This is a genomic window from Halorubrum vacuolatum (assembly GCF_900188065.1).
Classification (GTDB): Archaea; Halobacteriota; Halobacteria; order Halobacteriales; family Haloferacaceae; genus Halorubrum; species Halorubrum vacuolatum.
Window position 1 is genome coordinate 53,933 of record NZ_FZNQ01000007.1, and the last position, 14,040, is coordinate 67,972.

Sequence of the window (14,040 nt, forward strand, 5' to 3'; positions counted from 1 at the left end):
GTGCGACACGCCATCGCGGGAGTTGCCCACGTGTCCGCCTGTTCGCCCATCCGTCCGCGCAGCTAGCGAAGGGACTCGAGGTCGAACTCGAAGGCAGCGACCGGTACCTCGAGGTCGTGTTCCACGAGCACCGCCGGGTGTAACTCGCCGATCACGCCGACAACGTCACCGTCGATGACGACGCTCGCGGCTCGACCGTCGATGAACGATGGATGCTCGATCGGTGGCGTCTCCAGGTCCACGCCGAAGTCCGCACAGAGCGCCGCGAGCCGCCCCTTTGCGGCCTCATAGGACGCATCACGTCTCGCGAGCGCCGCCGCGACGTGACGGCGTTCGGCCACGTTCGTGTTCTCGGCCTCGTCGCGGTCGGCGACGAACCCGATCTCGGCGACGTCCTGTGGATACGCGTTGTGGGTGTTGCGTTCGAGCAACATCACGAGCGACGGCAACGCCCACGTCCGGAGCTGGGTGTAGTCCTCGCTGTACGGCTCCGTGATCGTCACCGGCTCGCCCGCGCCGAAGACGTCCGTTCCGGGATCGATCCGCATCCGATCGTAGTTCTCGGCTCCGCTGATCATGTGGAAGTTCAACAGGTCCTCATAGCCGAGCCCGACGAGGCTCGCACGGACCGCATCCTCGAGCCGCGACCGTTCGTTTCGCTTGCCGACGGTTCCCACGTCCGGGTAGCGTGGTTCCAACTCGTTGAATCCATAGGCACGCCCGACATCGTCGACCAGATCGAGCGGATGGAGCACGTCGACGCGATACGGCGGGATCTCGACGTCGTAGGTCGTCTCCTCGCCGAGCGTATAGCTCGCGTCGAGCCCGGCGCGCTCGAAGCAGTCGACGACGGTCTCGGGCTCGAACTCGACGCCGAGCAGCGTCTCGATCCGATCGTGCGTGACCGACTTCTCGTCGACCTCGAGGTTTGGCCGGACGAGCGTCGATCCGTACTCGTCGGGGGCGCTCGCGCCGTCCGCATACTCGACGGTGACCTCCTCGACGGTCGCACCCCGCGCAGAAAGCGCGTAGCAGACGATCGTACACATCTTGTCGATCGTCCACTGATCGGTGCCGGTGAGTTCGACGAGCAGGTCACGGGAACCGGTCGTCACCTCGGTCCGCTTCCCGTTGATCACCGGCGGGAACGAGAAGAGACCGATGTCGTCGTAGATCGCCGGATAGCGCCCGTACGCTTCCACGAGGTCGGCGTACGTTCGTCCCGTGTCGTGTTCCTCCAACACCGCCGCGGGAGTTACCTCGTCGTTCGAGTCCAGCGGCACGAACGTGTCGCCTTCGGGGTCGACGCCGCAGTAGGTGATCGATCGTTCGCCATCCTCGCCGGCCGGTGCGCCCTTGAGCATCGTCAGGTCGTGGATACCGATCGCCCCCTTGGCCCGTCCGCGGCCCATCGTCGCGTGGAGCTTCTCCTGGAGCTGAATGAGCGACTCCAAGCCGCGGTCATCGAGGTCGACGCCGCGGATCACCGCCCCCGTGACGTACGGACGCTCCGCGGGAACTGACTCGTCGACCTCGATGGTCCACTCCGGATCGTTCGTCTTGGGGACGTAGACGCCCCGGGCATCGCCGTAGTGATATCGCAACGATCGGGCGACGCCCTCGACGGAGAGCCGATCGAGGCGGTCCGGCGCGAACTCGAACTGGAGATCGCCGTCCTCGGTCTCGCCCTCGAACTCCAGGCCGAGTCCGAAGAGGTCGTCTTTCAGCTCCGCGTCGCTCTTCTCCTCGTGGCCGGTCAGCTCGCGAAGCTCGTCGGCGTCGACGTCGACGACGGGCATCAGTAGCTCACCTCCGCGTTCCGCAGGAACTCGATGTCCGCGAGCGTCCCGTGGAGGTCGCGGATGTCCTCGGCACCCGTCGTGAGCATCGCGAGCCGTTCCAGTGCGAGCCCCCACGCCATCACGTCGCAGTCGATCCCGAGCGGCTTCGTTACCTCCTCGCGGAAGACGCCGGAGTTGCCGATCTCGATCTCCTCGCCGGTCTCCGGATGCTCGCCGAACAGCTCGAAGGAGGGCTCGGTGTAGGGATTATAGTGTGGCTTAAACCGGATGTCGGTGATGCCGAACTGCCGGTAGAATTCCTCGAAGGTGCCCATCAGGTCCCGCACCGAGAGGTCCTCGGCCATCACCCACCCCTCGATCTGGAAGAATTCAAGCAGGTGTGTCGGATCGAGCGTGTCGTTCCGGTAGACCTTCTCGACGGAAAAGTATCGTTGCGGTGGCTCCAGCTCCGCACCGGCGTACCCCGAGAGGTAACGCATCGACAGCGACGTGGTGTGTCCACGGAGCGCAATCTCGCGGGCGAACGTCTCCGACCATGGTGAGTGGTACCCATCCCCGTCAGGTCCGACACCCTCACGATGGGCGGCCTCAACCCGTTCAAGCAGTGCCTCGGGGATCTCCGCCATCGGATCCACATCGAGCCCGAACCGGTCCCAGTGGGTCCGTGCCGGGTGGTCCTGCGGCATGAACAGGCAGTCGTTGATCCAGAAGTCGGCGTCGGCGTGTGGCCCCTCCATCTCCTTGAACCCCATGCCGACGAGGACGTCCTTTACGCGGTCGGCGGTCGCCCGCAGGACGTGTTTTCGCCCGCCGGTCACCGTCGGCGCGTCGGCTTCCACGTCGTACTCGGCGAACTCGACGTCGCGCCACTCGCCGCTCGCGAGCAACTCGGGCGTGAGCGCTCCCACCGTCTCGGCGGCCTCGACACCTTTCATGAGCGCGTCGACACCTGCGTCGGTCAGCGTTACGGCGCGGGTCGTCCGCTCGATGACCTCGATGAGCCCGCGGGAGGCGAGCCGGTCGCGGACGTCGTCGTCGATCGTGGTCCGGTCATCGTCGGCGTCGCGGTCACCGGCGAGCGCGGCGAGCGCGGCCGCCTCCGGGTCGGCGTCCGGCTCCGCGTCGGGGTCGATCGATAGCTCGCCGGCGTCGATCGATCCGAAGCCCTTTCGCGAGAAGTTCGCGAGCGCGATGTCGACCTCGTGGCCGTCGAGGTCGGCCGATCCGATCGCCTGTCCCATCGGTACGGAGTCGTCGGTGGCTCCACGCTCCCGGGCGGCTCGATAGAGCCGTACCTCGGGCAGCGCTTCCTCCACGTATTGCCGCCCCTCAGCGGTCAAATCGGCGGTTTCAGTGGTCGTCTCCGTTACCGAGACCAATCCCGCATCACGGAGGTCGAACGCGGCACCCGTAACCGTCTCGGGTTTGAGGTCCGTCTCCGTCGCGAGGTCGTCGATCGTCCGTTTGTCCGTCGCGCTCGCGGCTTCGAGGACCGCGAGTTGTCGTTTCGGGAGTCGCATTCGAGTTGTGTTACTACGTGCGTGGCTGGTTGGTAATGGTTCCGGGACGTCGCGGCGGCGTCGCCTTCGAAGTCGGCGTTCGGCCGGTGGGCCTCAGCGATCCCCCCGCTCCCGCAACGCCGCGATCCGATCGCCGAGCGGCGGCTGGACCTCGAACCACGTCGACCAGTCGCCGGTCTCCGGTTCCACGCCCCGCAACGCGGCCACGCGCTCGAAGGCGTCCGCGACACGGTCGGCGCCGACCGCGTCGGCCGCCCGGTCGTCGGCGACGTACTGCACCCGTCGCCCGGCCCAGAAGGACGCGAGTCCGACGAGGATGACGGCGAAGAAGCCGGAATCGAACGGGATGATCGTCGTCACGATGCCCGCGAGCAGCGCGACGACGACCGCCACGGCGACCGCGCGAAACTCGCCGTAGTACGTCTCGACGCGGCCGGCTTCCGCGGCGAGCAGACCGAGCGCGACGTCCTCGTCCATCCCGTCGAGCACGTAATCGGTCACGAAGAGAACTCGGCGACGTGGCGGTCCGCGGACCGCGACGTCGACGGAGTCGTCGCCCTCCGTCTCGACGACCGCGACCCGATCGACATCGAGACCGGTCTCCGCGCGGAGCGCGTCGAGATACGCGCGCTCCGTGCTCGTCGGCGTTCGGAGGTCGCGGAATCGGTCGTTCACGTAGAGCGGTCCGATCTCGACCGCGAGGAAGGCGACGACCCCGACGACGGCGACGAACGCGACCGTAAGCATCACGTTCCGGTCCGACGCCGAGCGGGTAAAAGGGACCGATCGGGCGCGTCCCGGCGTGTTCCTCCGTCCTGACGGGCCGCGGGCTCACAGCAACACGAGCAGGAGGATACCGAGGACGACGAGGATCGCGTAGAGGCCGACCATCACCTCGCGTTTTAACGGGCTCCCGAGCGGCTCGGCGGTGAGCCGCCTGATCGGCGGGAGGATCGCGATCCCACCGAGCAGCAGCAACCACGCACCGGGACGGGTGATCTGGGTAAACGCGACGGCGACGGTCCCGTATCCGAGCACGTAACAGGCCCGTCGCCAGAGCCGTTCGCGATCGGATAGCTCCGCTTCGACGGCGGCTTTTACCCCGTCGGCTCCCCCCGTCGCGGTTCCGCCAGAACCGCTGCCGTCCGTCGCGGCCGATCCCCTGCCAGTGTCCATCCCGGACTCCGCGATCACCTGTTCGGCCTGTCGCTGGACGTATGTATCGAGTTCCTTGGCCGCGTCCTCGGTCTGTGGTGCGCCGCACTCGATGCAGTATCGAGCCGAGTCGTCGATCGACGCGCTACATCGGGGACAGGCCTTCATCCTCATCGTGAGGGGGGTTCGCGGCGGGCTTAATTCTTCCTCACGCGTTCAGCGGGTCGATCCCCTCGACGTCAGGCGATCGTTCGGAACCGGCGGGTCGGAAGCCGCTGTTTCCTTCTCCCGACTGATAATCGGGGAGGCACGCTTTAGTCCCGGACGGCTGGAGCCACAGGTGAACACGGTTCGCCGGTTCCGGTGTCGCGTTGACGACGCGTCGTCGATAATTCCGGACCGGCGACCTCAAAGACGATGGCAGGCACTCACCACTCAGATGACACACGCCGGCGAGGACCCCGTGGTCCCGCTTTCCCCTCGACCGCCGGCCGCCGCCTTCGCCGGTTCCTGACCGTCACGGTCGTGATCGGGTTCGCGATCCTCCTCGCCGCCGCGACGCTCGCACCCGTCGTCGCGGCGGAGAACGTCTCCGTCACGCTCGACGACGGTGACGACGTCGCCGGCGCGGGGACGACCGAGACCCACAATTTCACCGTTGACGCCGCCGAGTTGAACGGGTCGACGACGGTGACGCTTGATTTCGGGGAGGCGTTCGACGGCGATGGGTCCGGCTCGATCGATGACGTGGAGGCGGTGTCGGCGACGGGCGACGAACACAACGCTTCCACGCTCGCCTCGTCCGACGGAAACGTGACCGTCGAGGTCGATCCCGCTACCGGGGACGGGAACGTCTCCCTCACGATCCCAGTTGAGGTGACACACCCCTCCGCCGGCGACGAGCACGCCATCGACGTAACCGTCGAGGACGGCGACGGGACGCGTACGGCGGAGACGACCCTGATCACGCACGAGCTCTCGGTGACCGTCGGCGACGACGAGGTTGCGGCCGACGGGGACGACGCGAACACGACGCTCACCATCGAGTCCGTCGGCTCCGACGTGGACTCGACGCCCGCGATCGTCTCGACCCGAAACGACGCCCTCTCGGAGCGTGCGCTCTTTCGGGTCCTGACCGGCGGCGCGGATCCGGCGGAGATGGAGGATGTCAACAAGAGTGAGCTACAAGACAAGCCATCTGCGGGGAGCGTCGACGACCTCAACTGGACGTTCGGACCGGACGACGAACTGGGGGTCATGGGGTATGCGGACGAGAGCGACAGCGTCGTCGTCTTCAGCAACGAATCGACCGCCGGGGGAACGATCACCTTCGACGTCTCGGCCGTCGACCCGCCGAACGCGTACGACTTCGACGTCGAAACCGTCGAGACGGAGGCGACGGCGACGGAGACGGTGACCGTCGCGGAGGTCGATCGCTCCGGCTCCTTCTCCGCGGACCGGTATGAAGCGCCGGCCGGCGAGCTGGTCGAGTTCTCGGTGAGCCTCGACGGTGCGGACGAGGGCTACGTCGTCCTCGGCGGGGACCGCCTCAGCGATCCCGACGTGCCGACGGGCTACCTCGACGTGCTTCACGTCGAGGACGGCGCCACGATCGAGGCGAACACCCGGCTCATCGGTACGGACGCAAGCAGCGAGGACGTCTATGGCGACGACGGCGTCGTCAGCTACGCCCAGGAGTACGGCCCCGACGTCGACGCGGACGACACGGACACCTTCGATGGGCTTCGGTTCGAGGATGCCGACGGCGACTCGGTCGGCCGCTCGCTCACTGATTTCAGGGGCGCAGCCGCGAGCGGCGGGATCGTCGGGCCGTTGACCCCACAGCGCTATCGGCTCACGCTCGGGACGGGCGACGCCATCACCGTTCGCTCCGACGACATCGTCGCGCCCGAACACTCGCTCGACCGGTCCCATCTCGTCTTGACCGAGCCAGAGTTCGGCGAGACGGTGTCGATCGCCACCGCCCCGGGTGGCCCCGCCGGCGCGGACGCCGCCGAGGACGACCCGCTTTCGGACGCGATCAACCGTTCGCAGATCACCGAGGGCGATCGACTCGTCATCGAGTTCGAGGCGACCGGCTTCGGCGGCGCGTTGACACAGCTCGCCGAGGAACATCCGGATCACGAGGACGGACGGGAGGCGGTCCACGAGGACGGCGAGCTCCGTGCGGACGTGTTCAACGACCTCCTTGAGGCAGAAGAGGGGCTCTCGTTATCGGTTACCCAGACGAACCCCGGGCGGAACGAGCCGCGGTCACGGCTCGACCTCTCGTCGGTCTCCAGCGGGGACGCCTTCCTGTTCGTCGAGGAACCGGACGGTGGTGCCTCCGGGGATGCGTCCGCCATCGGTACGTACACGCTCGTGATCGACACCCGTGGCAACGCCTTCGACAGGACGCCCTCGGCGGGCGAGGAGTTCGAGGTCGAACTCGCCGTCGAGGGCGACTCGGACGAGCGATACAAGTTCGACTCCTCCGACGGCAGTCCCCCCGGTCCCTTCGCCGCGCAGTCGGCGACCGACGACGATGTCGACCAGCAGTTCCCGTACTTCGGGCCGAAGGACGCCGGATCGACGGCGACGGCGACGATGCCGGCGGATTCGATGGCGGTGATGACCTCTTCGGTGGCGGCGGGTCGGGCGGTTCCGGCGGCTCCGGAGGCGGTTTCGACGACTTCGACGGCATGGACGAGTGGGACGACGGCTTCGAGGACGACGAGGGTGGCGCCGACACCGACGAGCTGGAGAAACGTATCGACGACCTCGAAGCGGAGGTCGCCTCGCTTTCCTCGACGGTTTCGACCGTTCGCTCCGAAAACGAGGAGATCTCCGGGACGGTCGCGGACATCGAGGAGGACGTCCGAAACCTCCTCGACATCTACGAGATGGTGACGCGAGGGATCAACCCCTTCGTCGACGAGTCGAGCGGCTTCGACGAACTCGGCGGTGGCGGCTCCTTCGGCCTCTTCGATGACGCCGAAGAGGAGGACGAAGCGCCCGAACTCGATGAGGACGTCGCGAGCGCGGATGCGGATGGCTTCTTCGACGAGGAGCTCATCGAGCCGGGCGACGACGGGGACTTCGACGACTTTGACGATGATCTCGACGGCGAGTTCGACGACGAACTCGACGACGACCTCGATGACGTGGCAGGGGAACTGGACGACGCGACGAACGAACCGACGGACGAGGGAGACGACATGAACCACGACGGCAAGAGCTTTAGCGAACTCAAAGAGGAGTACGACGCCGGGGAGGCCGACTGGGCCGACGACGGCGACGAAACGGGGATGGACGACGATCCGTTCGATGCGGAGGCGTCGCTCGATGACGATCCGTTCGACGACGGTGCCGGATTCGAGGATGACGCCGGATCCGAGGACGACATCGATGCCTTCGACGAACCGGCGGCCGAACCCGCCGGTGGCGACCCCGCGGAGATGAATGAGGGCGGCTTCGAGTACGTCCAGCGCGACGACCTCTCCAGCCCACGACGGAAGCCGTACCTCACGTCGCTGCCGGGCGATTACATCGGGGACCTGCTCGTGATGGAGTGGCTGGAGTTCCTCGTCGCCGCGAGCGACGTCACCGACGCGGTGCGGGCGATCAACTACTACGAGCGGATCGAGTGGATCTCCCCGGACGCCGCGGACGGCCTCCGTGATTTCCTCTCCGGCTTCGGCACGGTCGACCGCAATATCGTCGACCGGCCGGGAACCGCCCGGCTCGTCCGCGAACACCACACCCGCAGCCTTCGGTACATCACCCAGCTCAACGGGACGAGCCCGCAGACCGTCCTGCTCGACCGCTGGGACGACCTCGCCGGTGGCTCGCTCGTCGGCGGATCGGTTCCGGATCCGGCCCCGCGTCGCCGGCCGAGGGGACGGAGCCGACAGCACGGTGACGCCCCCGGCGGACGGCAAGCCGCGCCGCGGACGACCGACGCCGCGCCGCAGGCGGCACGCGATGCATACGATGACGCGCGGACGGCACGCGACAGTGAGGGCGACCACGGGGTTCGTGACGGTTCGAACGGCCACGACACGCCGCGGGAGGACAACGGCGCTCACGAGGCACAGCCCGCGGGACGCGACCGTACGGGTCGCGAGGCGAACGGCACGTCGCCGCGCCCGATGAACGACCCGAACCCGCGTTCCGACCGCGCCGACCCGGCCGACGGAGGGTGGGACGATGGGTATTAGCGTCTCGGCATCCACCGCGATCATCGTCGCGGGGTTGTTCTTCGCGTTCACCGCGTTCTACCCCGTCGCAGCCAACGGCTTCGATCGCGTCACCGACGCCACCCACGAGGTCAACGAGCGCGCGCTGGAACAGCAGAACACGGACGTCTCGCTCGTCTCGGCCATCCTCTTCGAGGGCGAGGAGGACGCTGCCGACGAGCTCGTCATCGAGGCGGACAACGACGGGTCGGCCGGTCAGGTCGTGAGCGACACGACGCTGCTCGTCGACAACGAGTACGTCGCGCTCGATGCGGTCGACACGTCGGTTTCGGACGGCGAGGATGAAAGCGCCACGACCGACCTCTGGCTTTCGGGGGAGACGCTGACGATCACGCTGACCGACGACGCGCTTGATGGGGACGTGTCCGATGTCGCCCGCGTCGTCCTTGTGACCGAATCGGGCGTCCAGGCCGCCGCCGAGGTCGAACCGGAAGACGACGAGGAGAACGGAGGCGAGGAGTAACATGGCAAGCGTCCCAGTCTCCCATCTCATCCTCTTCGTGGCGAGCCTCGTCATCGCCGCCGGCGTCGTCGGCACGGTGACGACGGGTGTCGACCGGGTGAGTTCGGCGGTCGACGACGGGAGCCTTGATGCGACCGAGGAGCTTCGGACCGACGTGACGATCATCTCCGATGCGAACGCGGGGGTGTACGATGCAGATGAAGACGAGGTGACGCTGTTAATAAAGAACACCGGCACCCAACGGCTCGCGCCGGACGGCTCCGATATCGATCTCGTCCTCGACGGGACGTTCGTCCGTCCCGACGCCATGGAAGGGGAGGTCGTCTCCACGGAGGGCTCGACCGCTTGGGGGCGCGGCGACGTCCTGGAGTTAACGATCGACCTTGATGACGCCGATATCGATCCGCTTGAGCAGGACGGGGAAAGCGACCACCGGATCCACCTCACCGTCAATGGCGACGAGGAGCTGTTCCAGTTCCGCGTTGGAGGGGACTGATCATGGCGCGTGACACGAACCTGCTCTCGCTCGGCTTGGAGGACCGCGACCGGCTGAACAAGGAGCTCGGCGGCGGCATCCCGCGCGGCAGCATCGTGCTCATCGAGGGCGATTACGGCGCGGGCAAAAGCGCCATCTCCCAGCGGTTCTCCTACGGACTCGTCCAGGAGGGTGCCTCGGTCACATTGCTGTCGACGGAGCTGACCGTCCGCGGCTTCATCGACCAGATGCACTCACTGGAGTACGACATGGTGAAGCCGCTGTTAAAAGAGGAGCTCCTCTTTTTACACGCGGATTTCGACTCCGGTGGAGCCTTCTCGGACGACGACGGTGAACGCAAGGAGCTGCTCAAGCGGCTGATGAACGCCGAGGCGATGTGGCGCTCGGACGTCATCTTCCTCGACACCTTCGACGCTATCTTCCGGAACGACCCCACCTTCGAGGCGCTCGTCCGGAAGAACGAGGAGCGGCAAGCCGCCCTGGAGATCATCTCCTTTTTCCGGGAGATCATCTCACAGGGAAAGATCGTCGTGCTCACCGTCGACCCGTCCGCGGTCGATGACGACGCGATCGGCCCGTTCCGTTCGATCGCCGACGTCTTCCTGGAGCTGGAGATGGTCGAGGTCGGAACCGACATCCGCCGGCAGATCAACGTCAAACGCTTCGCGGGGATGGGCCAGCAGGTCGGCGACACGATCGGCTTTTCGGTCCGCTCCGGCACCGGCATCGTGATCGAAAGCCGGACGGTCGCCTGATCGTGTCGCCGTGGGTCCACCGCCACGGCCGAACGGGCGGGACTCGCCCACAGGGCGGGTTCGGGACGCATCGAGAGACGAACGACATCTCACAAGGCGATAAATGACAGACCACGGGACCGCGAAACCCTCGGATGAACTACGAAAGGCCGCCATGCGGCGTCCCCACCTCCGGGAACACCTCCGCGAGTTCAAACAGATCACCGGGGAGTTCCCGCTGTTCATCGAGGAGCCGAAATCGGAGTACGAGTCGGACCGGCCGAACGTGCTCTATCCGGTCGGCGGTCCGATCTACTGTCACGTCTACGGCGACATCGGCCAGCAGACGAAGTACTACGCCATCGAGCCGGAGATGTCCGGCCCGCAGGCGACGGTCCTCGACCAGGTGAAAAACAAGCTGCTCACCGTCAGCGGCAACCATCAGGCGCCGGAGTCGGAGGCCGAATACGACGACCTGATCGAACAGCTGTTGGAGGACGTCACCCACGTCGAAGGGCGACAGGACGGGTGGCGCTGGCTGATCGAGCGTGTGCTCAACTGGGGGAAACTGCCCGTCACCGAGGCGACCTACGAGGACATTCGCTACCGGCTCAACCGGGATATCGTCGGGCTCGGTCCGCTCGAACCCGTGATGCGTGACCCGGCGAACGAGGACATTCACGTCATCGGCCCCCACGAGTGCCACGTCGATCACGGCACGTTCGGGATGTTGGAGACGACCGTCGATTTCGGCACCCGAAAGGCGTTCGACAACTGGCTTCGCAACATGGGCGAGCGCATCGGCGACCCGCTCTCCGATGCCGATCCGATCGTCGACTCGACGCTGCCGGACGGCTCACGTATCAACATCATCTACTCCGATGACGTCTCCGTGAAGGGCTCCTCGCTCACGATCCGGCAGGGCGAGGACACGCCGCTTTCGGTCAACCAGATCACCAACTGGGGGACGCTCTCGCCGCAGCTCGCGGCGTACCTCTGGCTCTGTCTGGAGAACGAACAGACGGTCTTCGTCGTCGGGGAGACGGCGTCCGGGAAGACGACGACGCTCAACGCCATCCTCTCGTATATCCCCCGGGACTCGAAGATCTATACCGCGGAGGACACCGCCGAGGTCATCCCGCCGCACAACACGTGGCAGCAGCTCTTGACCCGTGAGGGCGGCGATGAGGGATCCTCGGACGTCGACATGTTCGATCTGGTCGCCGCCGCGTTGCGTTCGCGTCCCGACTACATCATCGTGGGTGAGGTTCGTGGGGCGGAGGGGCGGATGGCCTTCCAGGCCGCCCAGACGGGTCACCCCGTGATGCTCACGTTCCACGCGTCCGACATCGTCTCGATGATCCAGCGGTTCACCTCCGAGCCGATAAACGTCCCCGAGACGTTCATGGACAACGCGGACGTCGCGCTCTTCCAGAACCGGGTGAAACAGGGCGACGACGTTCTCCGTCGGGTGACGAGCGTCCAGGAGATCGAGGGCTACTCGAAGGAGATGGACGGCGTCGTCACGCGCGAGGTGTTCAGCTGGGATCCCGTCGAAGACGAGATCGTCTTTCAGGGGATGAACAACTCCTACGTCCTTGAAGAGCAGATCGCGACGCTGCTCGGCTATGCGGACACCCGTGACATCTACGATGACCTCGCGTTCCGCGCGGAGCTCATCGAACGGATGATTCAGGAAGGGATCCTGGGCTATCACGAGGTCAACGAGGCGATCGACTCCTTCCAGCGCGACGGCGTCGAGGGACTCCCCTTCGATATGCATCGGAAGATCGGGTGATTCAGTGCCGATGAGACGACTCCAATGGTGATCTCGCTCCCATGTCAGTAAAACAGGCTGGAAACTCGGTCGCGACCGCGATGGCGGTCACCTCCGAGCTGTTGGAGTCGTACGACCAGCTCGACATCTCGAAACGCCAGTATCTCGGCTACGTCCTCGTGCCGGCGGTCGCGCTGTTCGGCGTCACCGTCCTCGCGGGCCTCTTCGCGCCGTTGCCGCTCGCCGCGCGGGTTCCCATCCCGATGATCGGGGGGTTGGCGGTCGTCTCGGCGGTCGTCTACCCGAAGATCTACCTCTCCAGCCGGGAGAACCACATCGACAACCAGCTCCACCTCGTGATGACACATATGACCGTGTTGTCGACGACGAACATCGACCGCATGGAGGTGTTTCGGACGCTCGCGGCCGAGGAGGAGTACGGCGTCGCCGCCGAGGAGATCGGCCGGATCGTTCACCTCGTGGATACGTGGAACCAGAGCCTCGATGACGCGTGTCGCCGTCGGGCGAAGAAGGTCCCCTCCGAGGCGATGGGCGATTTCTTCGATCGGCTCGGCTACACGCTCGGGGCGGGTCAGCCCTTGGAGGACTTTCTCGTCTCCGAACAGGACGTGATGCTCTCACAGTACGAGACGCTGTATGAGTCCTCGCTGTCGAATTTGGAGGTGATGAAGGACCTCTACATGTCGATGATCCTCTCGGTGACGTTCGCGCTCGTCTTCGCCATCGTCCTCCCGATCCTCACCGGCAACGACCCGACCGCGATGGTCGCGGCCGTCATCGTCCTCTTCGTGTTCGTCCAGCTGGGCTTTTTCGTCGCGATCCGTGCGATATCGCCGCATGACCCCATCTGGTATCACCCCGAGGAGCGTTCGCCCGGCGATCTCAAACTCTGGGGGTCGCTCGTCCTCGGCGGCGTCGCCTCGCTTCTGCTCATCGGGATCACCGCCGCGGGCATGTTCGGGTACGGACCGGGCTTGCCGGGGCTCCTGTTCTTCCTCGACACCGTTCGGCTCCCGTTGTATCTGGCGGTGCCGATCACGCCGCTCATCGTGACGGGGTTCGTCCTTCGGCGCGAAGAGCAGGCGATCACCGCCCGCGACGAGGAGTTCCCCTCCTTCATTCGGGCGCTCGGGGCGACCGAGAGCGCGAAGCAGTCGACGACGACGGACGTGTTGACCACGCTCCGTGACAAGGACTTCGGGACGCTCTCGCCGGCGATCACCCGGCTGTACCGGCGGCTCAACATGCGGATCAGTACCGAGGGGGCGTGGCGTGCGTTCTCACGGGATACGCGCTCGTATCTCATCCAGAAGTTCTCCGAGATGTACCTCGTCGCCCGCCGCATGGGTGGGGAGCCGAAACAGCTCGGTGAGCTGATCTCGAAGAACATGAGCGCCGTCAACAACCTTCGCGAACAGCGCCGGCAGGCAGCGGTGACGTTCATCGGACTCATCTACGGGATCACGGCGGCGGCGACGTTCGCGTTCTTCATCGGGCTGGAGATCGTCGCGATCCTCGCCGAGCTGTCCGCGGATTTCGAGCTGGATCAGATGGATATCGGCCAGATCATCTACCCCGGCGCGTACGACATTCCGCTCATCGAGTACCTGCTCCTCACGGTCGTCATCTTCAACGCCGCGCTCTCCTCCCAGATGATCCGCACGATCGACGGCGGCAACCCGGCGAACGGCTACATCCACTTCGTGTTGCTCACGTGGCTCGGCGCGCTCACCGCCATCGCGACCCGGACGCTCGTCAACGCGCTGTTGACGATCTGAGGTGGTGGCGCTCCGATCGCCATCCGGCTGATAAC

Annotated in this window: 10 protein-coding genes; 6 read left to right on the top strand and 4 right to left on the bottom strand. The window is 66.0% G+C overall.

Translation table 11 applies throughout. The features are described 5' to 3' along the window. Positions 1-62 precede the first annotated feature (62 nt). From pheT to CHB65_RS08325, 4 genes are all read right to left on the bottom strand, one after another. Positions 63-1,799, bottom strand: coding sequence for a phenylalanine--tRNA ligase subunit beta (pheT, locus tag CHB65_RS08310; protein WP_089384599.1), 1,737 nt, complete (start codon positions 1,797-1,799; stop codon positions 63-65). Next, complete coding sequence (gene pheS, locus CHB65_RS08315) at positions 1,799-3,322, bottom strand: phenylalanine--tRNA ligase subunit alpha (RefSeq protein ID WP_089384600.1); 1,524 nt, start codon at positions 3,320-3,322, stop codon at positions 1,799-1,801. Before pheS ends, pheT begins: the two co-directional genes overlap by 1 nt. Positions 3,323-3,415: 93 nt before the next feature. After that, the gene (locus CHB65_RS08320; RefSeq protein ID WP_089384601.1) at positions 3,416-4,069 is read right to left on the bottom strand and encodes a M48 family metalloprotease; all 654 of its coding nucleotides are present in this window, start codon (positions 4,067-4,069) and stop codon (positions 3,416-3,418) included. An 84-nt stretch (positions 4,070-4,153) separates the two neighbouring features. Continuing rightward, the gene (locus CHB65_RS08325; RefSeq protein WP_089384602.1) at positions 4,154-4,645 is read right to left on the bottom strand and encodes a zinc ribbon domain-containing protein; all 492 of its coding nucleotides are present in this window, start codon (positions 4,643-4,645) and stop codon (positions 4,154-4,156) included. Between the two features lie 2,534 nt (positions 4,646-7,179). Between CHB65_RS08325 and CHB65_RS08330 the strand changes: the two genes are divergently transcribed. The 6 genes from CHB65_RS08330 to flaJ all read left to right on the top strand — a co-directional run bounded on the left by CHB65_RS08330 (position 7,180) and on the right by flaJ (position 14,005). Further along, positions 7,180-8,697: a FlaD/FlaE family flagellar protein gene (locus CHB65_RS08330; protein ID WP_394335413.1), complete on the top strand. Its 1,518-nt coding sequence runs from the start codon at positions 7,180-7,182 to the stop codon at positions 8,695-8,697. Then, positions 8,687-9,199, top strand: coding sequence for a flagellin (locus tag CHB65_RS08335; RefSeq protein WP_089384604.1), 513 nt, complete (start codon positions 8,687-8,689; stop codon positions 9,197-9,199). The genes CHB65_RS08330 and CHB65_RS08335 overlap by 11 nt, the downstream gene beginning before the upstream one ends. 1 nt (position 9,200) lies before the next feature. Further along, positions 9,201-9,695 (top strand): flagellar protein G, encoded by a 495-nt coding sequence (locus tag CHB65_RS08340; protein ID WP_089384605.1) that lies wholly within the window; start codon positions 9,201-9,203, stop codon positions 9,693-9,695. A 2-nt stretch (positions 9,696-9,697) separates the two neighbouring features. After that, positions 9,698-10,450: an ATPase domain-containing protein gene (locus CHB65_RS08345; protein ID WP_089384606.1), complete on the top strand. Its 753-nt coding sequence runs from the start codon at positions 9,698-9,700 to the stop codon at positions 10,448-10,450. 103 nt (positions 10,451-10,553) lie between these two features. Next, positions 10,554-12,227 (top strand): type II/IV secretion system ATPase subunit, encoded by a 1,674-nt coding sequence (locus CHB65_RS08350; protein ID WP_089384607.1) that lies wholly within the window; start codon positions 10,554-10,556, stop codon positions 12,225-12,227. 41 nt (positions 12,228-12,268) lie between these two features. After that, positions 12,269-14,005 (top strand): archaellar assembly protein FlaJ, encoded by a 1,737-nt coding sequence (gene flaJ / locus CHB65_RS08355; RefSeq protein ID WP_089384608.1) that lies wholly within the window; start codon positions 12,269-12,271, stop codon positions 14,003-14,005. Positions 14,006-14,040: the final 35 nt, after the last annotated feature.

Coding starts and splice junctions, on each gene's coding strand:
- pheT (WP_089384599.1), bottom strand. CDS start 1,799: ATGCCCGTCGTCGACGTCGACGCCGACGAGCTTCGCGAGCTGACCGGC.
- pheS (WP_089384600.1), bottom strand. CDS start 3,322: ATGCGACTCCCGAAACGACAACTCGCGGTCCTCGAAGCCGCGAGCGCG.
- CHB65_RS08320 (WP_089384601.1), bottom strand. CDS start 4,069: ATGCTTACGGTCGCGTTCGTCGCCGTCGTCGGGGTCGTCGCCTTCCTC.
- CHB65_RS08325 (WP_089384602.1), bottom strand. CDS start 4,645: ATGAAGGCCTGTCCCCGATGTAGCGCGTCGATCGACGACTCGGCTCGA.
- CHB65_RS08330 (WP_394335413.1), top strand. CDS start 7,180: ATGGACGAGTGGGACGACGGCTTCGAGGACGACGAGGGTGGCGCCGAC.
- CHB65_RS08335 (WP_089384604.1), top strand. CDS start 8,687: ATGGGTATTAGCGTCTCGGCATCCACCGCGATCATCGTCGCGGGGTTG.
- CHB65_RS08340 (WP_089384605.1), top strand. CDS start 9,201: ATGGCAAGCGTCCCAGTCTCCCATCTCATCCTCTTCGTGGCGAGCCTC.
- CHB65_RS08345 (WP_089384606.1), top strand. CDS start 9,698: ATGGCGCGTGACACGAACCTGCTCTCGCTCGGCTTGGAGGACCGCGAC.
- CHB65_RS08350 (WP_089384607.1), top strand. CDS start 10,554: ATGACAGACCACGGGACCGCGAAACCCTCGGATGAACTACGAAAGGCC.
- flaJ (WP_089384608.1), top strand. CDS start 12,269: ATGTCAGTAAAACAGGCTGGAAACTCGGTCGCGACCGCGATGGCGGTC.